Origin of the sequence: Streptomyces sp. MAR4 CNX-425, assembly GCF_048656465.1 — a bacterium.
Taxonomy (GTDB): domain Bacteria; phylum Actinomycetota; class Actinomycetes; order Streptomycetales; family Streptomycetaceae; genus Streptomyces.
This window is the reverse complement of record NZ_JBMDLF010000001.1, coordinates 998,855-1,019,925: the sequence shown is the minus strand read 5'-3', so window position 1 is coordinate 1,019,925 and position 21,071 is coordinate 998,855. Positions and strand designations below refer to the sequence as shown.

Here is a 21,071-nt window from a genome sequence, read left to right as displayed (position 1 = left end):
GGCCAGAAGGATAAGAGAGAAACGATCGACCGCGCAGCCGGACAGGGCGAGTTCACGCCCTGCCGGGCCCTGCGCTACTCGGCGGCTATGCGCCGATCTCGGTGTCGGATACCCAGTTGCCGTGGAAGCCGAAGGGGACGCGTCGGGGAAGGTGTACGCGCGCGAGAGGGGCGGCCGCGACGTCGGCGGCGTCGAGCACGACCAGTTCGCTGCGGTCGGTGTTGCCGTCGTAGACGACGGTGAGGATCCAGCCGTCGTCCTCGGCCCCGGTGCCGGTCCCCGCCCCGGTGCCCGGCCGGGGCACGAACGCCGGTTCCTGCGTCACCCGCCCGGCGCCGAAGTGGTGGGTCGCCGCCTCGCCGGTCGCGGTGTCGAACTTGACCAGCGGGCCGGGTTCGAAGCTGCCGCCCCTGTCGCGCGCGACGTCGTCGGACAGGCGCAGGCTCGCGGGACCGACCGCGCCGAACCAGCCGTAGCGGTGGGCGCGCCCGGCCCGGTCCTGGTTGATCCGGGGCCACTCGATGCTGTGGTCGGACATGATCTGCTCGGAGACGGTGCCGCGGTGCGGTGAGATGGTCCACCGGGCCAGGGAGGGCAGCGCGTCGGCGGGGCCGCGGAACGAGTCGCGGAACACCGAGTCGTAGCGTACGACGTCCATGACGATCGAACCGTCCGGCGCGTCGTACGCGTTGAGGACGTGGAACACGTAGCAGCGCGGCGCGTCGAACCACCTGAGCCGGTCCGCCGTGCCGCCGCGCGGCAGCACGCCCACGCGGGCCGGATGCTCGTCGTTCCAGCGCATCGGCAGCGCGTCCCCGGCCTGCGGCCGTCCCGCGGCGAGGCGGCCCGCGGCCTCCGCCGACAGCGTCACCGGCAGGTCGAACACCACGACCCGGGTCCCGGTCAACGCCATGTCGTGAACCATCGGCACCCCGGCGACGGGCAGTTCGGCGCTGTGCGTCACCTTCCCGGTGGCGTCGACGACGTCGTAGCGCAGGTGCTCCGACCGGGGGTCGATCAGGTAGCTGACGGCGTGCATCTCGCCGCAGGCCGGATCGACCTTCGGGTGCGCGGTGAAGCCGAGGCGCAGCGCGCCGTCCGCGTCCCAGGTACGCATCCCGTTCAGGTCGGGGGCGATCGACACGGGCGCCCCGCCGCCTTCGACGAGGGCGAGGAGCCGACCGCCGTGGGCGAGGACGTTGGTGTTGGGCGAGTCCTCGGGAACGTCGCCCCGGACGAACCGGTTCCGGTACCACTCGGCCCGCCCGGCGCGCAGGCGGACACCGTGCACCATGCCCTGCCCGGTGAACCAGTGGTGGCCGGGGCCGGTTTCGTGCCCGGCGGGGTTGGGGCCGATGCGCAGGTAGCGGCCGTTCAGCTCGGGCGGCAGGGTGCCGGTCACCGGCAGGTCGGCGACGCTGACCTCGTCGGAGAGGGGGGCGAAGTTGCCCGCCAGGTAGGGGTTGTCGGCGCGGGTCGCGGTAGCCATCGAGGACTCCGATCGTCACATTGAAACGTGCAACCTGTACTGTCTCGATGGTCCGGTGCGCCCGCCGGGCCTGCAACGCCGAGGTTCAGACCGTCCAGACCGGGAGATGACATGCCAACGCTCTCCGCCAGCGCCTACGTCGTACTCGGCCTTCTGGAGCAGATGGGCCCCACCACCCCGTACGCGCTCGATCGCGAAATCCAGCAGAGCGTCGGGCACTTCTGGGACTTCCCCCGGTCGCAGATCTACGCGGAGGCGGCGCGGCTCGCACGCCGCGGGCTCGTCACCGAGGACCGGGAGGCCACCGGCCGCCGGCGGCGGACGCTGTCGCTGACGCAGCAGGGGCGGGACACGCTCGCCGACTGGCTCACCGGCCCGGCGGAACGCGCCACGGACGTCCGCGACGAGGGCCTGCTGCGGCTGTACTTCCAGCGGGACGGGGTGTCGGACGCGGGCGAGGTGAGGCGGCTGGCGGAGGCGCAGGTGGAGGCGCACCGGCGCAAGCTGGCCGAGTACGAGGCGATTTTGGCGACGGCCCCGCCGCGGCGCGCGCGGGGGGTGGCGGGTGCGGGGGCGGCGGATGCCGGTGCCGGGGCGGGTTCGGTGGGGGCGGCGGGTGCAGCGGGTGCGACGGGTGGGGTGGGGGCCGGTGGCGGGGTGGTCGGTGCGGGCCCGCGGTTCGGCGCGCCGCAGGCGGCCGCGCTGGCGTTCGGGCTGCGGTTCGAGGAACTGGCGGTGGCCTACTGGACCGAGGTCGCGGAGCGCGGCATGGGCTCGGTGGATCCCCGGCCGGGGCGTGGCTGAAGGAGCGTTACGGCGAAGGGGCGGCGGCTTTGGTGGGCGGCCCCTTGGTCAGTTCCGGTCCGGGCGCTGCTCGCGCGAACCGGTCCGTTGTTACGGCGCTGACGAGGTCGGCGAGCGGCGGGGCGGCCCGCGCGGGCGAGGGTGGGCACGTGACCCGCCGGGTTTGTGGGCCCCCGGTACGTCGACGGGGTTGGCGGCGAGGCGGGGTGGGGCGGGGCTGGGGTGGGGCGGTGTCGGGGTGGGTGGGCGTGCGTGCTGGGGCGCGGCGTCGGGGGGTTGGAGCATTTGTCCCCCGGGGCCCCGCTGCCCGGTGTGTCAGGAGTGCGGGGCGTCGGGGTGTGGCCGGCGATGTGGCGGAGCTGGGCGGCGATCGGCTCTCGTATCGTGTCCGTACCGCAGGGCGCCCCACTGGCGTTGGCGCTCTGCGGCGATGCGCTTGCTGCTGCTCGCCGCCCCCGGGAGGGGACGCGCCGCGTGTCACAACCTGCGGTAACCCCCTTCCCGAACCCGGGCAAATCGCCCACCGGGGCCAAGTTTTGACCACTTACGTGCGTGCGGGCGCTCGGCGCGCACGTGGCGGTGACGAACCCGCGGTAACTCACCCGTCAAACGGGCCCGAATCGCCCACCGGGACCGAGTTTTGACCAGTTACGTGCGTGCGGGCCCTCGGTGCGCACGTGGCGGTGACGAACCCGGGGTAACTCGCCCGCCAAACCTGACCAAATCGACCACGGGGGGCGGGTTTCGCCCGCCGACGTACGCCCCGGCGGGCCCTGGCCGCGCCGGGCCCCGTGTGGTCCCCGGAGGGCGGTGCAAGCGGGCGGCGCGAGGCAGGGAGCGGGGCCCGGGCGGCGGCGCGGGCGGGATACGAGGGCCGATCGCCGCCAGCTCCGTGCCAATCGCCGACCAGGCCCGACGCCCCGCACTCCTGACACGCTGGGCGGCGGGGCCCCGGGGGACAAATGCTCCACACCCCCGTCGCCGCGCCGCCGTACGCACGGCCACCAGCCCCGACACCGCGCCACCCACCCCGGCGCCGGGCTGCCTACCGTTCCCGACCGCCCCGACACCGCCCCCTCCCCCGGCACCGGGGCCGCCTACCGTTCCCGACCGCCCCGACACCGCCCCCTCCCCCGGCACCGGGCCGCCCAATCGTTCCCGACCGCCCCGACACCGCCCCCTCCCCCGACGCCGGGTCACCCGCCGCCCCCGGCCGTCCCCGACGCGGGCCGTCTGTCGCCGCGTCCGTCACGTACCGCCGCTCACCCCGGCACCGCCCGTTCCCCCGACGCGGTGCCACCCGCCGACCTGGCCGTCCCCGACGCAGGCCCCCGTCGCCGCGTCCGCCCCGCACGGCCGCCTACCCCGGCACGGCCTCCACCCCGTCACCGCGCCCCCGCCGCCACCGGCTGCCGCCGACGAGCCCCCCGTCGCCGCGCCCCCGTACGCCGGCCGCCCATCCCGACCCCACCCCGACCCCGCCCGCACCCGCCCCCCCGTGGCACCGTCAAGCGGCTGGTCACCGGCCGAGTCGACTCCGCCGATACCGGCTCCACCACCAGGCGGGACGCGATCGTCAGAGGGGCCGCATACCCTAGGGCGGGAGTGCGGGGTTGGTCCTGCGGGGCGGGTGGGGGCGTGGGTCGGCCCGGCGCGGGCCGGCCTAGCGCGGGTTGGCCCGGCGTCCGCCGAGGCGGTGCTGTGCCGAGTCTCGGATCGCAGTTCCGGTGCCGGGGCGGCGCTGTCCTGAGTCCCGGATCGCAGTTCCGGCGCTGGGGCGGCGTTTCGCCGAGTCCCGGATCACCGGTCCCGCGCCGGGGCGGCTCTGCTCCGAGTCCCGGGTCGCCGGTTCCGGCGCCGGGACGGGCGCTTCGCCGCCCCGGATCACCGGCTTCCGCGCCGGGGCGGCGTTACGCCGAGTCCCGGATCACCAGTTCCGGTTCGAAGATCACCGACGCCGGCGGGGCCGTCGGGGACTCCAGGGCCGCCAGCAGCAGCCGTACCATCTCGCCCGCCATGTCCTCCACCGGCTGCCGCACCGTCGTCAGCCCCGGCCGGGCGGAAGTCGCCGCGCTGCTGTCGTCGAAGCCGACCACGGCCACGTCCTGCGGCACCCGCTTCCCCTGCTCCTGGAGCACCTGCGCGGCGGCTCGCGCCATCAGGTCGTTCGCCGCGAAGACGCCGTCCAGGTCGGGGTGTTCGCGCAGCAGCCGGGTCATCGCCTGCTCGCCGCTCTCCGCCGTGAAGTTGCCCTCCGCGCACGGCACGTACGCGTGGCCGTGGCGGGCCATCGCCTGGCCGAAGCCGTCGAGGCGCTCCTGCCCGGCCAGGACGTCCAGGGGGCCGCTGATCGTCACCGGGCGGCGGCAGCCGCGGGCGAGGAGGTGCTCGGCGGCCAGGCGGGCGCCGTCGCGGTGGGCGAGGTCGACGTAGCCGGCGGGGACGGGGCGGGGTGGGCGGGCGAAGAGGACGGTCGGGACGCCCGCGGCCGTGAGCATCCCCGGCAGCGGGTCCTCGCCGTGGGTGGAGACCAGCAGGGCGCCGTCCGCGATGCCCTGCCGCAGGTGGGCGACGACCTGTTCGCGGGCGTCCGCGGACTCGGCGAGCATCAGCATCGGGTGCATGCCGCGGGGGCGCAGCGCGCCCATCACGCCGTCGACGACGCGGCCGAAGAAGGGGTCGGAGAAGACGTAGCGCCGGTACGCGGACTCGTCGCCGCCCTCGCCGGCGCCCGAGATGACCAGGCCCACCGCGCCGGTGTGGCGGGTGACGAGGGAGCGGGCGGCGCTGTTGGGGGCGTAGCCGGTGGTGTGTACGGCCGCGCGGACGGTCTCCTGGATCGCGGGGTCCACGTTGCGGGTGCCGTTGATCACGCGCGAGACCGTGGCCCGGGACACTCCGGCGACCCGGGCCACGTCCTCCAGCGTCGGCGGTCGGCTCATAGGCGCCTTTATAGCACGCCCGGGAAACCGCTCTCCGACCGCTGATCCGTCAGCTGTACACGCCGAACTCGTAGAGCGAGTACCCGTATCCGGTGCCGCGCGCGGTGCCGTTCATGCGCACGTAGCGGCCGGTGCCGGAGACCTCCAGGTCGTCGATCCCGCCGTTGCCCTCGGCGGTCTCGTACACCGTCCGCCAGCTCTGGCCGTCGTCGGAGACCTGGATCGCGTACGACGTCGCGTGGGCGGCCTCCCACGCGAGCTGGACGTGCTTGAACGCCGTACGCTCGCCGAGGTCGACGCTGACCCACTGCGGATCGGCCCACGAGCTGGCCCACCGGGTCGAGAAGTCGCCGTCCGTGGCGTCGCCGGCCAGGCAGGGGCAGTCGCCGTAGGCGTCGGTCTGCTCGGTGGACGCCGTGGCGGGCCTGCCCTCGGCGACGTTGGTGCCGTCGACCGGCGGCGGGACGGCCTTCACCGACAGCGTCTCGATGCCGACGTTGCCGTTGCCGTCCTCGGCGCGCAGGTACACCTTCCACACGCCCAGCCGGTCCGGCGCCGTGACCGCGAACGTCCCGTCGCCCGTCTCCCGGAACTCCGCGGGCCGCAGAGCCTTGTTCCCGTCTATGTAGTTGCTGTTGACGAGCACCTCGTACGTCACCGCGTCCCCGTCCGGGTCGGCGACGTCCGCGGAGAGCGTGAACTCCCGCCCCGCCGGCACGGCACCCGCGTTCTGCGCGGTCAGGCCGGAGATCACCGGCGGGGTGTTGTCGCCGGACGTGTCGCCGCCGTACGCTTCCTTGACCGCGTAGTACGACAGCCGCCGCTTCTTGTCGGGCGTGAGGTTGAACCACACGCCGCCGAAGTCGTTCTCGATGCCGTAGTGGAAGAGGGTCGCGCCGAGCGCGACGCCCTCGTGGCCGGTGACGCAGTCCCACGCGCGGCCGTAGCCCGCGGCCTTGGCGACGTCGGTCGGCTCCTCGGGCACGCCGTTGGCGTCGTCGTCGACCTCCCACTCGCCGGGCGGGCCGCCCTCGGTGACGATGTACGGCTTGTCGTAGCCTCCGGCCTCCCAGGCGGCGCGTATGTCGCAGACGGCGGCGTACGCGTTGACGGCGTACAGGTCGAGGTCGGGGGCGTTCTCCTGGTAGTACGGCCAGGCGCCGACCCAGGCGTCGGTGGAGGTCACGGGGTGGTTCGGGTCGACCTCGTGGATCTTCTTCGCGACGTCGTTGACGAAGGTGGTGTACGCGTCGCGCTGGCGCTCCAGCTCGTCGCCCTCGTAGCAGTTCTGCAGCCCGAGGACGGACTCGTTGCCGACGTTCCACATCAGCACGCCGCTGTGGTCCTTGTACTCCTCGACCCACCTGGGGAACTCGGCGAGCATGTCGTTCTTGTACTGCTCGTCGTCGACGTAGTCGACGCAGCCGCCGCTGCCCGGGCCGCCGCCGGGCTGGAGCCAGAAGCCGGCGATGACCTTGACGCCGTTGGCGGCGGCGGCGTCGAGCAGCGGTCGGGTGGTGGCGTCGGTGCCCCAGGTGCGTACGGTGTTGGCGCCGAGGGACGCGACGTCGGGCATGTAGTCGGCGGCCTCGGCGACGGGCGGGCCCCAGGTGAGGCCCTTGACGGTGTACGGCTGGCCGTCGACGGTGAGCTGCCAGTCGCCCTGCCCGCCGGTGACCTCGACGACGCTCGCGGCGGCGGCCGGTTCGGGGGCGGGGTCGGATTCCGGGGCGGGCTGGGCGGAGGCGGGCAGGGCGACCGTCAGACCGGCCAGCACGGCGCCGGCGGCGAGGACGGCCGGGAGGCCGCGGGACGCGGCGCGCCGCGGCCGGGCTCCGGGGCCGGTGCCGCCCGGGGGTCTTGCCGCGCCGGGGGCTGCGGGGGGTTGAGGGTGCATGGGAGGGTCCTCCAGCGGTGGGGGGTCAGGGAAGCTCGTAGTCCTCGTTGAGGGCCGCGCCCGCTTCCGGGTGGGTCTGGTCGTAGCCGCGCGCGTCGCACTGGAGCGCGCCGACGACGCAGTGGTCGACGAGCGCCTTGAGGGTCGCGTCGTCCCAGACGTTGAGGAAGTCGTAGTGGAAGGAGTAGCCGCGCCCGCTGGCGAGTTCGACCTGCGACATGTCGCCGTTCACGGGGAACGCCATCTTGAACTCGATCATCGGCAGCGCGACCGGGTGCGACTCCGGGCAGACGTTGTTGTTGGTCCCGGCCTTGACCACGGGGTACGCCATGTGGCTGCGGTGGTCCGGCGTGTCCAGGTACGTGCCGTCCCAGCAGCTGGGCGCCTGCATCCGGATGTTCAGCTGGGTGTCCCGGGTGTCGGGGCAGGTGGCGGGGAAGTCGACGTTGAAGTAGCTCTCGCCGCACTCCCAGCCCTCCACGAAGCCCGGGTGGTTGCGGAACTCCTCGGCGCTCTGCATCGGGCTGCCGACGACGAAGCGCAGGCCCTTGGGGAACGGGCGGACGCTGGTGTAGTCGGTGACGCCGGCCTTGTAGTAGATGGTCTGGTCGCCGACCGGCAGCACGGGCTCGCCGGCGTTGGAGAGCGTGGGCATCCAGTAGGCGGACCTGTCGCCGGGCGCCTTGCACTCGGTGCCGCCGGCGTCGAGCGAGGCGGTGGTGCTGTGGGCGTCGGTGGTGACGTTGCCCATGAAGGTGTGGTCGTGGGACCTGCCGGGCTGGCCGGGGTAGACGATGGGGTCGTCGGGCTTGGTGTGGCTGACGGAGCAGTTGGCCTGGAACTCGTGGAAGTAGCGGTGGGGCGGCTCCTTGTCGGACGGCTCGACGCCGGTGACGGGCGGGACGGCGGGGATGTAGCCGTCGCCGTCCGGGTCGTCGCCGGAGGCGAGGGGGCGGGGCTCGGCGTGGCGGGCGGGGGCGGAGTGGTGCGCCCTGTCCGTCCGGTCGTCGGACGCGGTCGGGGCGGTGCGCGCGCTGGCCGTCTCTCCGGTGACGGCGGTGGCGCCGAGTGCGGTGACGCACAGGGCCAGGGCCGGCAGGAGCACGGTGGAGAGGCGCGATCTCCTTCTCATCGGGGGCCTCCTGGGTGGGGGGAGGGAGAGTCGGGAGAGCGCTCTCCCGTTGCGCTGGATGGTTGCGCTCCCGGGGAGGGCGCGTCAAGGGAGCGCGCAAGGACCGGTGCCCCGATAAGCGAGAACGCGTCAAATGTCCTGCCGGGTACCGCGGTTGCGCGGCGCGCTCCGCGCCCGTGATCCGCTGACCCCGCCCCGTCCCGTCGCGTACGGCCGCGTCCGTACCATGCACCGATGCAGGGCTCCGACCTCACGCCGTACTGGAACACCAACGTCGCCCGCCACCCGGGCATCCTGCGCGCCGTCCCCGACGGCTGCCGCGACGCCCTCGACGTCGGCTGCGGCGACGGCCTCCTCGTACGCAAGCTCGCCGCCCGCGCCCGGCACGTCACCGGCGTCGACAGCTCCCCGCGGATGGTCGCCCGCGCCCGCGAACTGTCCGCCGGCCGCCCCGGGACCGACTTCGTCGAGGCCGACTTCCTCGCCGCCGACCTGCCCGCCGCGGGCTACGACTTCGTCTGCTCGGTCTCCGCCGTGCACCACATGGACTTCACCGCCGCCCTCGTCCGCATGCGCGACCTCCTGCGCCCCGGCGGCGTCCTCGTCGTCGCCGGTCTGGCGCGGGAGGCGACGGCCGCGGACTGGGCCGCCACGGCCGCCGCCGCACCCGTCGTACGGGTCACGAAGGTCCTGCGCCGCGCCGGCGGCCCGCCCGGCATGCCGGCCGCCGACCCGCGGATGAGCTACGGCGAGGTGCGCGCCGAAGCCCGCCGGCTGCTCCCCGGCGTCCGCTACCGCCGCCACGTCCTGCGCCGCTACACCCTCACCTGGCGGGCGCCGCCGGCGTGACCGGCCCCCGCCCCCGGGCGAGTTCACCCGCCCTTCACCCGCCGCGGGCTACGCCCACGGCGGCCCCGCTCCTAGGCTGACCGGTATGCCGACCCACCGCACCAGCGCGCCCCTGCCTCCCTTCGACCCCGCGGAGGCAGAGGTCGTGATGCCCCCCGAGGCCCCCGAAGCCGGCTACTGGACCGGCTGCCCCGGGGTGCTGCACGAGCCGGAGCGGGGCCGCTGGCTGCTCACGTACCGCCGCCGGCGCCCCCGCGGGCACCCGGGCGGCGAGCGCGGCTGGCGCTGCGCGGTCGCCGTCAGCGACGACGGCGTGGACTTCACCGACGTGTGGGCCGTGGAGAGCCGCGAGCTGGGAACCGCCTCCATGGAGCGCTTCAGCCTGCTGCCCACCCCCGGCGGCTACCAGCTCTACCTCAGCTACGTCGACCCCGCCGACTCCCGCTGGCGCGTCGACGTCGTCGACGCCGCCGCGCCCGACGCCTTCGACCTCGCCGCGGCGCGCCCCGCGCTCACCGCCGCCGGCACCGGCACCGAGGGCGTCAAGGACCCGTACACCCTCCGGCACGGCCCGCTGACCTACCTCTTCGCCAGCTACGCGCGCGCCGGGCTCGCCGGCGCCGACGCCGCCCGCGCGCACGCCACCGCGGACATCTACAACACCGGCGTCACCACCCACCCCACCGGCCTCGCCGTCTCCACCGACGGCGGCGCGACCTTCGCCTGGCAGGGCGAGGTCATGCCCACCGGCGGCGGCTGGGACGCCTTCCAGACCCGGCTCAACTGCGCCGTCCCGCTGGGGCCCGGCGCCGGGTGGCTCGCCTTCTACGACGGCGCCGCCTCCCACGAGGAGAACTACGAGGAGCGCTGCGGCCTCGCGCTCTCCCACGACCTGCGCACCTGGCACCGGCTCAGCACGGAGGGACCGTGGGCAACGGTCCCGTACGGGACGGGCTCGCTGCGCTACGTCGACGCCGTCGTCGCGGACGGCACGTGGCACATCTACTTCGAGGCCGCCCGGGTGGACGGCGCGCACGAACTCCGGCTGGCGCGCGTCCCCGTACGCTGAACGGCGCGCGCTGCGTTCCCTGAACGGCATGCTCTGAGCGCGCGTCACCTGAACGGCGTGCCTTGAACGGCGTGCCTTGAGCCCGCGGGCGGTGAACCGCCTGTGCTGAACCGCGCAACTGTGACCGTGCTGTATCCGGCCGAGTGACGCCGGTCACAGCCGAGGCGTACCCGCCCTGGTCGACTGGGCGGATGCGCCCCGCCACCCGTCTGACCCGCGTACGCCGCACCCGCCCCCTCGCCCTCCTCGCCGTGCTGCTGCTCGCCGCGTGCGGTACCGAGACCGCCGACGCGCGCGTCGGCGCCAGGGGGCCGAGCGCGGTCGGCGAGGCGTCGCCGGCCGAGGTCGACGGGGTGTCCATCACCCGGGTCCACACGAAGGCGGGCACGGGGGAGCCGGAGCGGGTGGAGTTCGAGATCGCCAACCGCGGGTCGGAGGCGATGACGTACACCGTCGCCTTCCAGGTGCGGACGCCGTCCGGCGAGGTGCTGTCGTCCCCCGAGACGGCCGTGGAGTCCGTGCCGGCGGGCCGTACCGTGCCGGCGGAGATCGACATCGCCGAGCCGATGGCGCGCGGCGACGGGGCGGACGTGCAGGTCGGCAAGGTGCGCAGCGTCCCCGCGGACGAGGCGCCGTCCACGGGCGGGCCGTGTCCGCCGACCGGGGTGCGGCTGTACGCGGACCGGGGCGACGCGGCGATGGGGCTGCGCGTCGTCGGACTGCACCTGGAGAACTGCGGCACCGGCGTGCTCCGGCTCGACGGCTACCCGCGCCTCCAACTCCTCGACGAGGACCACGAGGTCGTCACCGGCATACGTATCCACCGCGGCGGCGCCGCCATCGCCTCCGGCACCGGCGCGGACGCGCCGCCGCGCGCGCTGGCGCTGCGGCCGGGGGAGCGGGCGTCGACCCAACTGGTGTGGCGCAACACCGTCCTGGCCGGCGAGGCGGTCAACGCCCCGTACGTGCGGGTGTGGGCGAAGCCCGGCGCGGCACCGGTGACGGTCACGCCGGAACTGGACCTCGGCACGACGGGCGAACTCGGCGTCGGCGCCTGGCAGCAGCCCCCCGCCTGACCCCTCCAGCCGCCCGCCCAACCAACCCCGCACTCCCACCCAAGGGTAGGCCCGCCCTGTGACATCGAGTCGGGGCCGCGGCCGCGTCCCTCCCGGGCTCTGCCGCACCCCCCCGGCCGCCCCGGTTTCGGAGGGCGCGGGGCCGCCTCGGATGTCCGAGGGGGCGCCTACCCTTGGGCGGGGGTGCGGGGTTGATGTTGGTGCGGTGACCGGGCTGGGCCGCTGGCCGGGGTGGCCGCGCCGGGCCGTCGGGGTCCGGCCGGGTGGGGCGGTCGTACGTTTCTGCTGCTCACCGGGTGTATCTACGGATCCGGTACCTCAGCCCCGACCGGGAGTCCTGCCAGCCGCCGTCCTCCTCGACCCGCCACTCCGGGCCCGGCACCGGCGCGTACGTGTCGCCGGCGACCGTCGTGTCGATCTCCGTCACCGACAGGGTCGTCGCATGTTCCAGCGCGGCCCGGTAGATCTCCCCGCCGCCGATCACCCACACCGTGCCGGTACCGGCGCCGGCGGCCAGCTCCAGGGCCTCGGTCACGGACCCGGCGCGTACGGCGCCCTCGGCCGTCCACCGCGGGTCGCGCGTGACCACGACGTTCCGCCTGCCCGGCAGCGGGCGGAACCGCGGCGGCAGCGAGTCCCACGTCCTGCGCCCCATCACCACCGGGTGCCCCAGCGTGGTCGCCTTGAAGTGCGCCATGTCCTCGGGCAGCCGCCACGGGATCCCGTTGTCCGCGCCGATCACGCCGTCGCGGGCCTGCGCCCAGATCAGCCCCGTGTTCACACGGCGACCGGGGCCTTGATGGCCGGGTGGTGCCGGTAGCCGAGGATCTCCACGTCCGCGTGGGCGTAGCCGAAGAGCGAGTCCGCCCGGCGGAGCCGCAGCTCCGGGAACTCGTACGGGCTGCGCGACAGCTGCTCCGTCACCTGCTCGACGTGGTTGTCGTAGATGTGGCAGTCGCCGCCGGTCCAGATGAAATCGCCCGGTTCGAGGCCGGTCTGCTGCGCCACCATGTGCGTGAGGAGGGCGTAGCTGGCGATGTTGAACGGGACGCCGAGGAACAGGTCCGCGCTGCGCTGGTAGAGCTGGCAGGAGAGGCGGCCTTCGGCGACGTAGAACTGGAAGAAGGCGTGGCACGGCGGCAGCGCCATGTTCTCCAGCTCGGCGACGTTCCAGGCGGAGACGATCATGCGGCGGGAGTCGGGGTTGCGGCGGAGGGTGTCGAGCACCTCGCTGATCTGGTCGACGTGTCGGCCGTCCGGCGTCGGCCAGGAGCGCCACTGCACGCCGTAGACGGGGCCCAGCTCGCCGTCCGGCCCGGCCCACTCGTCCCAGATGGTGACGCCGTGCTCCTGCAGCCAGCCGACGTTCGAGTCGCCGCGGAGGAACCACAGCAGCTCGTACACGATCGACTTGAGATGCACCTTCTTGGTGGTGACCAGCGGGAACCCGCGGGAGAGGTCGTACCGCAGCTGGTGCCCGAAGACACTCCGGGTGCCGGTGCCCGTCCGGTCGGCCTTGGCCGTCCCGGAGGTGAGCACCAGCCGCAACAGGTCTTCGTACTGGGTGTCCGCCACGGCGGCGAGTCTACTGCCGCCGGCCGGGCGGGCCGCGAACCGGGACCGCCGGCCCGTCTACGTTGCCCGGTGCCGCACCCCGTTCACCGCGGCGATGACCGCCGCCACGCCCGCCGACACGCCGGCGATGACGAAGCAGAGGACGTACGCGTCCACGGTGGGCACCTCGGTGCCGTCGATGACCTGCGCCGCCAGCACCGCCGCGGTGGCCGCGCTGGCGATGCTGCCGCCGGCGGTGCGGACGAGGGAGTTGATGCCGCTGGCGATGCCGCTCTGGTCCATCGGCACGTGCTGCACGGCGAGGGTGCCGAGGGCCGCGTAGGCGATGCCGATGCCGAGGCCCTGGATGCCGCTGAAGATCATGACGTCCAGGGCGGTGTCGTGCATGAGCGCCAGCCAGATGTACGCGGCGCCCGCGACGACCGAGCCGAGGGCCAGGGTCCAGGCGGCGCCGAGGCGGGCCTCCAGCCGGCCGGAGAGCGCGGAGAAGATCAGCATGGTGAAGGTGCTGGGCAGCATGTAGAGGCCGACGTCCAGCACCGAGCCGGTGAGCCCGTAGCCCACCCGGTCCTCCGGGGTCTGGATGAAGTTCGCGATCAACGTGAAGGCCGCGAACATGGAGAAGCCGAGGAGGAGCGAGGCCAGGTTGGCCGAGAGCGACTTGGGGCCGACGAGGATCTGCAGCCGCACCAGCGGCTCGCGCACCTTCAGCTCGACGGCCACCCACGCCGCGCACAGCACGACCGCGGCGGCGAACAGGCCGAGGATGCGGGCGTCGGTCCAGCCCCAGGCGTTGCCCTGGCTGATGCCGAGCAGCAGGCTGACCAGCCAGCCGCCGAGCAGGCCCGCGCCCGGGAGGTCGGGGCGGCCGCCGGCGCGGCGGCCGGAGTCGCGGGTGCAGAACAGCACGAACAGCAGGCCGACCGCGGCCATGGCGGCGGCTATCCAGAAGACCGGCTGGTGGGAGTCGGTGTGGTCGGCGATGAGCCCGGTGACGAGCATGCCGACGGCGCCGCCGACGCCGAGGGTGGCGCTGACGACGCCGATGGCGGTGGTGACCCGCTCGCGCGGGTAGGAGTCGCGGATCATCCCGATGGCCAGCGGGATCACGGCCGCGGCGGTGCCCTGGAGCGCGCGGCCGGCGATGAGTACGGCGAGGGAGTCGGATACCGCGCAGATTACGGAGCCGGCGACGAGCAGCGACATCGTCACCGAGATCATCTTCTTCTTGCCGTACATGTCGCCGAAGCGGGAGAGCAGCGGCGTGGCGACCGCCCCGGCGAGCAGCGTCGCGGTGAAGACCCACGAGACGGCGGCGACCGAGATGTCGAACGCCCGCATGAGCTGGGGGAGCATGGGCAGCACCAGCGTCTGCTGTAGCGAGACGACGAGGCCGGCGCTGCCCAGCGCCAGCAGCGTCAGGCCGGGACCGGCGTCGCCGGGCCGGTCGGCGTGGCGCTTCTCGGCTGCCGGGGCGGCGGTGTCTGTCATCGGGGTGGACTCCTGCGACGGGAAGGGACTTTACTTGACTTACGCAAGCATGTGGTAGTTAGTTGAGTCAAGCAAACTTCTTGTAAAGTGATGCCCATGTCTTTCCGGTCACCAGCGGCCGTCGACGTCTCCCCGGACGTGGTCGAGATCGAGCGCGCCCTCAGCCGCATCGCGTATCTGAGCAGCCGGGTCCGGCAGCACGACCGGCTGATGGCGACGGCCGGGGTGTCGCTGGACCGGGCGGCGGTGGCGCTGCTGCGGCAGGTGGAGGGCGCCGAACCGCTGCGCCTCGGCGAGCTGGCGGGGCAGCTGGGCGTGGAGGCGTCGCACGTGACGCGCCAGGTGCAGCAGTTGCAGAAGGCCGGGTATGTCAGCCGGGTCCCGGACCCGGACGACCGCCGGGCGCAGCTCATCCAGCTCACCGGGGAGGGGCGGGAGGCGATCGCGCGTATCCGCGCGGTGGCGTGCCAGGGGATGCAGGTGGCGCTGGGGGAGTGGTCGCCGGAGGAGCTGCGGCGGCTCGCGGAGCTGTTTCACCGGATGGTCGACGACTTCGTCGCGTTCGGGGAGGGCCGGGCGGCCGAGGGGGAGGGGGCCGGCCCTTCCGGCGGGGCGGACTCGGCCGGGGCGGGGGCTTGACGGCGCCGGAGGGCTTCGCTTCAATCCGAGGCAAGGCCCAATAGGTCCAGACCAATAACGCACCCCCTTCGGGCGGTCCGATCCCCGGTCGCCCGTAGAACTGTCATGCCCACGACATTGCGCCCGCGTCAGCGCCGCCCTCCTCTGATCCGGGCACCCACCCCACCGCACTGGGAGGACCCGTGCGTATCCGAAACCGCCTAGCCGCCTACCTGAGCGCCGCGCTGCTCGCCGGCGCCGGCGCGGTGGCCCTGCCCGCCCCGGCGGCGCAGGCCGCCAACCTGCTGAACGACCCCGGCTTCGAGTCCGGCGGCCTGTCGAGCTGGAGCTGCGCCGACGACGCCGGCTCCGTGGTGAGCAGCCCCGTCCACGGCGGCACCAAGGCGCTGGCCGGCGCCGCGAGCGGAAGCAGCAACGCCCGCTGCTCCCAGACCGTCGCCGTCCAGCCCGGTACCACCTACACGCTGTCCGGCTGGGTGCGCGGCGGCTACGTCTACCTCGGCGTGACCGGCGGCAACGCCACCTGGACGGCGTCAGCCGCCGACTACACCGAGCTGACCACGTCGTTCACCACCGGCGCCAACCAGACCAGCGCCGAGGTCTACGTCCACGGCTGGTACGGGCAGGGCACCTACTACGCCGACGACATCAGCCTCGACGGCCCCGGCGGCCAGCCCGACACCGAGGCCCCCGGCACCCCGGGCACCCCCCGGGCCACCGGCACCTCCGCCACCTCCGTCTCGCTCGCCTGGGACGCCGCCACCGACAACGTCGGCGTCACCGGCTACGACGTCTACCGCGACGGCACCCTCGCCACCACGGTGACCGGCACCAGCGCCACCGTCACCGGCCTCACGCCGGAGACCGAGTACGCCTTCAGCATCCGCGCCCGGGACCGGGCCGGCAACGCCTCGCCGCGCACCGCCGAGGTGCGCGCCACGACCGACAAGGACGGCGGCGGCAGCCCCGGCTTCGTCCAGGCCGCGCCCTACCTCTACCTGGGCTGGGGCAACCCGCCGAGCCCGACCGAGGTGATGAGCGCGACCGGCATCAAGTGGTACACGATGGCGTTCATCCTCGCCCAGAACGGCTGCAACCCCGCCTGGGACAGCCAGCGTCCGCTCACCGGCGGCGTCGACGAGGCCACCATCAACGCCATCCGCGCGGCCGGCGGCGACATCGTCCCGTCCATCGGCGGCTGGAGCGGCAACAAGCTCGGCCCCAACTGCTCCACGGCCCAGGCGCTCGCCGGCGCCTACCAGAAGGTGATCGACGCCTACGACCTGAAGGCGATCGACGTCGACATCGAGAACACCGACGAGTTCGAGAACCCGGCGGTCCAGGACCGTATCCTGAACGCGCTGAAGATCGTCAAGCAGAACAACCCCGGGCTGCGGACCATCCTCACCTTCCCCACTCTCAACACCGGCCCCAACTCCTGGGGCGACCGCCTGATCGAGCGGGCGCACGCGCTCCAGGCGGACATCGACAACTTCACGATCATGCCGTTCAACTTCGGCGGCCACTCGGACATGTACGGGAGCACCGTCAATGCCACCGAGGGGCTGAAGGACAAACTCGTCTCCGTCTTCGGCTGGACCGACGCGGAGGCGTACGCCCACATCGGCATCTCGGGCATGAACAACACCAGTGACGTCGGCGAGGTCACCACGCCGCAGATCTGGACCCAGATCCGCGACTGGGCCAACTCCCACCACATCGGCCGGCTGGCCTTCTGGTCGGTCAACCGCGACCGCCCGAACTGGGAGTTCACCCGCATCACCGCCGGCTTCACCGGCTGACCGCCGACCACCACCCGCACACCGCTACGGGTACGCCGGCACCCCCGGGCCCTGCCCCGGGGGTGCCGCGCCGTCCCGGAGGCCGCCGCGCTCCCCGGGGGCCGCCGCGCGCTCCCCGGAGGCGCGAGCGCGCGGGGCGCGCGGCCGGACGCGTCAACTGCCGGGTTTCGCGGGCGGTTCCGCGGGCTGGCCCGTGGGCGGGGGGCCGGGCGTGTAGCCCGCCTCCTCGACGGCGGCGTGGATGAGCGCCTGCGGAACCGGGCGGTCGGCCCGTACGACCACGGTCTCGGCCGCTATGTCCACCCGCACGTCCGTGACCCCCGGGACCTGGCCGATCTCCTCCCCGACGATCCCCGCGCAGTGAGCGCACACCATGCCCAGCACGGTGTGACGGGACTCGATCACGAGCCCTCCTCCTTCCCGCCTGCTACTTCCCCGGGCGCTCCCGGGTCCTTGAGGGTCCGGCTGATCTGGTGCGTACGGCATATCCGGCCGTCCGGCGCCAGCTCGCCGAAGAGATGGACCTCCGTGGCGGTGCGCCGGCCCTTGCGGTCGGTGGCGCGGATGGTGAAGCGGGCCGCTATCCGCTCCCCGTCCCGCAGCGCCTCGTGCACCTCGAACGCGAAGTCCGCCAGGTTCTTCCGGACCGGGCGGACGTGGGCCACCAGCCGGTCCCGGTCGAGCCGGATCCCGTCGGCGATCTGCACGACATCCGGGGTGTAGTAGCGGTCGATGACCGGGCCCGGGTCGCCGTCGTCCGCCACGATCTCGCGCGTGAAGGAGGTGAAGAGCTCGGCAATGAACTGCCTGGGCTGCTCGCCGGCCGTCCTGGCGGCCGCCGCACCGGCCGCCGTGCCGGTCGTCTCATCGGTCGCCTCGCGGGCTGCCATGTCGCTCTCCCCCCTCGCGGGACCTGCCCGCGCGCATCGGTGAGCTAGCACCCGGAGGCGCTATCTCTTACACTCCGTAAGATATAACGCCCGATCTAACTTTGACAAGGTGTATGACTTTGCCCTCCCAGGGAGCCAGGCAACCCGCGGGGTCCCCGCGCCGCCGCCGCGCCGACGCCGAGCGCAGCCGGTCCGCCATCGTCGACGCCGCCGTCCGCCTGCTCGGCGAGCGGCCGGAGGTCAGCGTCGAGGCCATCGCCGCCGCCGCGGGCGTCACCCGCCAGACCGTCTACGCCCACTACCCCTCCCGCGACGAGGTCCTCACCGCCGTCTACGACCGCGTCACCGCCGAGACCGACGCCGCGCTGGACTCCGCCCGCCTCGACGAACTCCCCGCCGCCGCCGGGCTCTTGCGGCTCCTCGACGTCAGCTGGGAGATCGCCGACCGCTACCCCGGCCTCCGGCACGCCGAGCCGCCCCCCGCGGACCGCCGGCAGGAGCGTGACCAGCACCGCCCGATCACCGAGCGGCTGGAGCGGGTCGCCCGCCGCGGGCAGGAGTCGGGGGAGTTCGACCGGGGCGCCGAGCCGCACTGGCTGGCCGCCGCCACCGTCGCCCTCGGCCACGCGGCGGGCGCGGAGGTCGCCGCCGGGCGGATGACCCCCGCCGCGGCGGCGGACGCCCTGCGCACGGGGGTGCTGCGGCTGTACGGGACCGAGGCGCCGCCGGACGTCTAGCGCCCCGCGGGCCGGGACCGGGCACGGGCACGCGCACGGACCAGGTCCGGGTCCGACCGAACCCCACTCCGGCCGGACCCGGGGCATGACGACGCGGCGCGTCCCAGGGGCGCGTCCCCGGGGCGGGCACCGCGGGGCCGCGCCCCGAAGGCGCACCCCCGGCCACCGCCCGGCCCGCCCCGGCGACGCCGCCCGCGGGTACGCGAACGGAGCCCGCGGCCCCGGCCCACCGGCCCGGCCCGCGGGCCCCTTCGCGGGGGCCGGGCGCCGCGTCACGCCCGCCCCGCCCGGCGGCGCCCGGTGGCGGTCCCCGGCGGCGTTCTCCGTGCGGCGCCTTCCTGAACGCCGCCGGCTACGCCGCCGTGGACAACCCCGTGACCACCGCCGTCGACACTGTCGAACGCGCGGTCAGCTCTGCTGCCTCCCCGCCGCGTTCCGCCGCTGGTTGTACACCAGCGCACCGCCCGCGAAGATCACCGCGCCCGCGCCCGCCAGGGCCGCCGGCAGCACCGCCGACGACTCCTCCGAGGCGGCGGCGAGGTTCGACTCGCCCGCGTCCAGCGTCTCCACCGCCTGCGTCCGGCTGCCCTCGGCGGCGTGGTCGCCGTGGTCGCCGTGCAGGGGGTCGGCCTTGCTGTTCTCCTGGCCCGCGCCCAGCGCCCGCACCTCGTCCGCCGACATGGCGCCCGGCGTCAGCCCGGTGACCTCGCCGTTGCCGCCGTCGAAGACGATGTCCGAGCAGGAGAAGAAGTTCTCCTGGCTGTCCGAGCGGATCCACTGGATGAACAGCATGTGCTGCCCGCTGCGCTGCGGCAGTTGCAGGTCCCAGTAGTAGTGCCCGCCGTCCGAGCCCGCGCCGCCCGCCTGCGGCGGGTTGGTGACCGTCCGCAGGTGCTCCAGGTCGCCCCAGGCCAGCGTCCTGGACGGGCTCCAGCCGCTCCTGGTGATGTACACCTCGAACTTGCCCGGGTGGTGCGCCCAGTTGCTGTATTCGAGGTTGATGGTCGAGCCGGAGGTCAGGTGGGTGACCGGCCAGTCGGTGCGGGCCGCGTTGTACGGCGAGAAGTTGTACGGGCTGCGGTCGCCGGCGCTGCAGAGCGTGCCGTCCGGCACGTAGCCCTGGCCGCGCCCGCCGGCGTTGGAGTCCAGCACGGCGAACCAGTTGTACAGCGGTGTCGTGCCGGCGGCCTGCACCGCGGCCGCGCACGCGGGGTTCTGCGGCATCTGCGTGGAGCCGTTCGCGAGCAGGTCCTTGTAGCACAGGAACGTGCGCGAGCCGGGCGCCATCGCGACGCCGTGGGCCGCGGCGGGCGTCGGCACCGCCAGCGCCGCGGTCGCGATGCCCGCGACCCCGGCGAGTGCGAGCGTGCGCCGGAGGCGGAGCGATCTGCCGGCGCGGACGAGTCGTTGGACAGCCATGGTCATGGTCTCCTTCGGGTTCTCCCTGAGCGCTGACGCGAGAGCCCGCGACCTCGGTCCGCGTGGCGGGCCGCCGAGCCGTCCCGGGATCGGCGGCCGACGACCTGGCAGGGGGTCTCACGTTCGTCGTGGACAGGTCAATGGGAGCGCTCCCATCGACGTTAGCGCGGGATTTCCCGGCTGTAAATGGCTCTCGACGGGGCTACGGGCATGAGCCGGGCGGCGGCGTTGTTGTCCGTCCCGACAGCTACGCCGTGAACAGGAGAAACACATGTCCCCAGGCCGCGAGACCGAGCTCGTCGTCTTCGACGTCCTCGGCACGCTCGTCGACGAACCCGGCGGGCTCCGCGCCGAGATCCGCGCCGCCGCACCCGCGGCCGACGACACCGCCGCCGGCGAACTGCTCGCCCTCTGGCAGGACCACGTCGCGGCCGAGCAGGGCCGGATGGCGCGGGGGGAACGCCCGTACGCCGACAGCGACACCGTCGACCGCGAGGCCGCCGAACTCGTCGCCGAGCGCGCCGGCGTCACCGACTTGGAGACCCGCGACCGGCTGGCCACCGCGACCCGGCGGCTGCCCCCGTGGCCGGACTCCGCCGCCGGGCTCGACGCCGTCGCGCGGCACTTCCCCGTGGCCGGGCTCTCGAACGCCTCCGGCCCCACGCTGCTGCGCCTGGCCGCACACGGCGGGCTGCGCTGGCACCAGGCGCTGTCCGGCGCGGCGGTACGGGCCTACAAGCCGGCGCCGGAGGTGTACCGGCTCGCCGCCGAGGCGGCGGGCTGCCCGCCGGAGCGGGTGCTGATGGTGGCCGCCCACGCGTGGGACCTGCGGGCGGCGCGGGAGTACGGCCTGCGGACGGCGTACGTCCCGCGCCCGGTGGGCGATCCGCCCGGGGAGGCGGACGACTTCGACCTGCGGGTGGAGAGCCTGGACGAGCTGGTGGCGGTGCTGACGCGGAAGTAGTCGACGCGGGAAAGGAGGGTGGGGCCGGGGGGCCGTGGTGGGGCGAGTGGCGGAACGTGAGCGGTGGGGCCGCGCGGGCCGGTGCCGTGGGGCGTGCGGCCTCGGCCTGCGCTCCCGTGGTCGTACACGCGGCCGACTTCTGCCTGGTCGGGGGAGCTTCGGTCGGTCAGGATCCTCTTGATGGCCGAAGTGCCCGCCCGGGGGCGGTTGTTCCGGGACCCCTCCCGGCCCGCGGTGCCGAGGATAGGAGACGGCCGCAAGTGGCTCGCCCGAGAAAGGGACCACGATGGAAGCGT

At 74.2% G+C, this 21,071-nt stretch carries 18 protein-coding genes; 8 read left to right on the top strand and 10 right to left on the bottom strand.

The features are described 5' to 3' along the window. Positions 1-85 precede the first annotated feature (85 nt). The gene (locus ACHZ99_RS04430; protein WP_420302976.1) at positions 86-1,489 is read right to left on the bottom strand and encodes a carotenoid oxygenase family protein; all 1,404 of its coding nucleotides are present in this window, start codon (positions 1,487-1,489) and stop codon (positions 86-88) included. A gap of 111 nt (positions 1,490-1,600) precedes the next feature. On the opposite strand from ACHZ99_RS04430, the gene ACHZ99_RS04425 reads away from it, so the two are divergent. Next, entirely contained in the window at positions 1,601-2,293 is a 693-nt protein-coding gene (locus ACHZ99_RS04425) for a PadR family transcriptional regulator (protein WP_420302975.1), read from the top strand. Positions 2,294-4,203: 1,910 nt separating this feature from the next. On the opposite strand, the gene ACHZ99_RS04420 is transcribed toward ACHZ99_RS04425, so the two are convergent. From ACHZ99_RS04420 to ACHZ99_RS04410, 3 genes are read right to left on the bottom strand one after another with little or no spacing between them, the layout of a single operon-like run. Beyond that, the gene (locus ACHZ99_RS04420; protein ID WP_420302974.1) at positions 4,204-5,235 is read right to left on the bottom strand and encodes a LacI family DNA-binding transcriptional regulator; all 1,032 of its coding nucleotides are present in this window, start codon (positions 5,233-5,235) and stop codon (positions 4,204-4,206) included. A gap of 49 nt (positions 5,236-5,284) precedes the next feature. After that, positions 5,285-7,132, bottom strand: a complete 1,848-nt coding sequence (locus ACHZ99_RS04415; protein ID WP_420302973.1) for a discoidin domain-containing protein — start codon at positions 7,130-7,132, stop codon at positions 5,285-5,287. A gap of 25 nt (positions 7,133-7,157) precedes the next feature. Then, positions 7,158-8,264, bottom strand: coding sequence for a DUF1996 domain-containing protein (locus ACHZ99_RS04410; protein WP_420302972.1), 1,107 nt, complete (start codon positions 8,262-8,264; stop codon positions 7,158-7,160). 234 nt (positions 8,265-8,498) lie between these two features. On the opposite strand from ACHZ99_RS04410, the gene ACHZ99_RS04405 reads away from it, so the two are divergent. The 3 genes from ACHZ99_RS04405 (at position 8,499) to ACHZ99_RS04395 (ending at position 11,258) form a co-directional block, all read left to right on the top strand. Beyond that, on the top strand, positions 8,499-9,113 hold the full coding sequence (locus tag ACHZ99_RS04405) for a class I SAM-dependent methyltransferase (protein WP_420302971.1): 615 nt from the start codon (positions 8,499-8,501) through the stop codon (positions 9,111-9,113). Positions 9,114-9,198: 85 nt separating this feature from the next. After that, positions 9,199-10,182 carry a hypothetical protein gene (locus ACHZ99_RS04400; protein ID WP_420302970.1) on the top strand — a complete coding sequence of 328 codons (984 nt, stop codon included), beginning with the start codon at positions 9,199-9,201 and terminating at the stop codon, positions 10,180-10,182. Positions 10,183-10,373: 191 nt separating this feature from the next. Further along, positions 10,374-11,258 carry a DUF4232 domain-containing protein gene (locus ACHZ99_RS04395; protein ID WP_420302969.1) on the top strand — a complete coding sequence of 295 codons (885 nt, stop codon included), beginning with the start codon at positions 10,374-10,376 and terminating at the stop codon, positions 11,256-11,258. Positions 11,259-11,547: 289 nt separating this feature from the next. Here the strand turns inward: ACHZ99_RS04395 and ACHZ99_RS04390 are convergent, their stop codons facing one another. Genes ACHZ99_RS04390 through ACHZ99_RS04380 form a run of 3 tightly spaced genes read right to left on the bottom strand, consistent with a single transcriptional unit; the run spans position 11,548 to position 14,324 of the window. Then, positions 11,548-12,039 carry a dihydrofolate reductase gene (locus ACHZ99_RS04390; protein ID WP_420302968.1) on the bottom strand — a complete coding sequence of 164 codons (492 nt, stop codon included), beginning with the start codon at positions 12,037-12,039 and terminating at the stop codon, positions 11,548-11,550. Further along, a complete protein-coding gene (locus tag ACHZ99_RS04385) occupies positions 12,036-12,833 on the bottom strand; it encodes a thymidylate synthase (protein ID WP_420302967.1) in 798 nt (265 codons plus the stop codon). Before ACHZ99_RS04385 ends, ACHZ99_RS04390 begins: the two co-directional genes overlap by 4 nt. A gap of 57 nt (positions 12,834-12,890) precedes the next feature. Continuing rightward, complete coding sequence (locus ACHZ99_RS04380) at positions 12,891-14,324, bottom strand: MFS transporter (protein WP_420302966.1); 1,434 nt, start codon at positions 14,322-14,324, stop codon at positions 12,891-12,893. Positions 14,325-14,420: 96 nt separating this feature from the next. Between ACHZ99_RS04380 and ACHZ99_RS04375 the strand changes: the two genes are divergently transcribed. Together ACHZ99_RS04375 and ACHZ99_RS04370 are read left to right on the top strand one after the other, a co-directional pair. Then, a complete protein-coding gene (locus tag ACHZ99_RS04375) occupies positions 14,421-14,963 on the top strand; it encodes a MarR family winged helix-turn-helix transcriptional regulator (RefSeq protein WP_420302965.1) in 543 nt (180 codons plus the stop codon). 182 nt (positions 14,964-15,145) lie between these two features. Next, positions 15,146-16,765 carry a carbohydrate binding domain-containing protein gene (locus ACHZ99_RS04370; RefSeq protein ID WP_420302964.1) on the top strand — a complete coding sequence of 540 codons (1,620 nt, stop codon included), beginning with the start codon at positions 15,146-15,148 and terminating at the stop codon, positions 16,763-16,765. A gap of 153 nt (positions 16,766-16,918) precedes the next feature. On the opposite strand, the gene ACHZ99_RS04365 is transcribed toward ACHZ99_RS04370, so the two are convergent. Further along, positions 16,919-17,170 carry a heavy-metal-associated domain-containing protein gene (locus tag ACHZ99_RS04365; protein WP_420302963.1) on the bottom strand — a complete coding sequence of 84 codons (252 nt, stop codon included), beginning with the start codon at positions 17,168-17,170 and terminating at the stop codon, positions 16,919-16,921. After that, positions 17,167-17,655 (bottom strand): nuclear transport factor 2 family protein, encoded by a 489-nt coding sequence (locus ACHZ99_RS04360; RefSeq protein WP_420302962.1) that lies wholly within the window; start codon positions 17,653-17,655, stop codon positions 17,167-17,169. The genes ACHZ99_RS04365 and ACHZ99_RS04360 overlap by 4 nt, the downstream gene beginning before the upstream one ends. A gap of 113 nt (positions 17,656-17,768) precedes the next feature. On the opposite strand from ACHZ99_RS04360, the gene ACHZ99_RS04355 reads away from it, so the two are divergent. Further along, positions 17,769-18,392, top strand: a complete 624-nt coding sequence (locus ACHZ99_RS04355) for a TetR/AcrR family transcriptional regulator (RefSeq protein ID WP_420302961.1) — start codon at positions 17,769-17,771, stop codon at positions 18,390-18,392. A gap of 408 nt (positions 18,393-18,800) precedes the next feature. On the opposite strand, the gene ACHZ99_RS04350 is transcribed toward ACHZ99_RS04355, so the two are convergent. Continuing rightward, the gene (locus ACHZ99_RS04350; RefSeq protein ID WP_420302960.1) at positions 18,801-19,817 is read right to left on the bottom strand and encodes a lytic polysaccharide monooxygenase auxiliary activity family 9 protein; all 1,017 of its coding nucleotides are present in this window, start codon (positions 19,815-19,817) and stop codon (positions 18,801-18,803) included. Positions 19,818-20,082: 265 nt separating this feature from the next. Here ACHZ99_RS04350 and ACHZ99_RS04345 point away from each other — a divergent pair, with 265 nt between their 5' ends. Continuing rightward, positions 20,083-20,775, top strand: coding sequence for a haloacid dehalogenase type II (locus ACHZ99_RS04345; protein ID WP_420302959.1), 693 nt, complete (start codon positions 20,083-20,085; stop codon positions 20,773-20,775). Positions 20,776-21,071 lie beyond the last annotated feature (296 nt).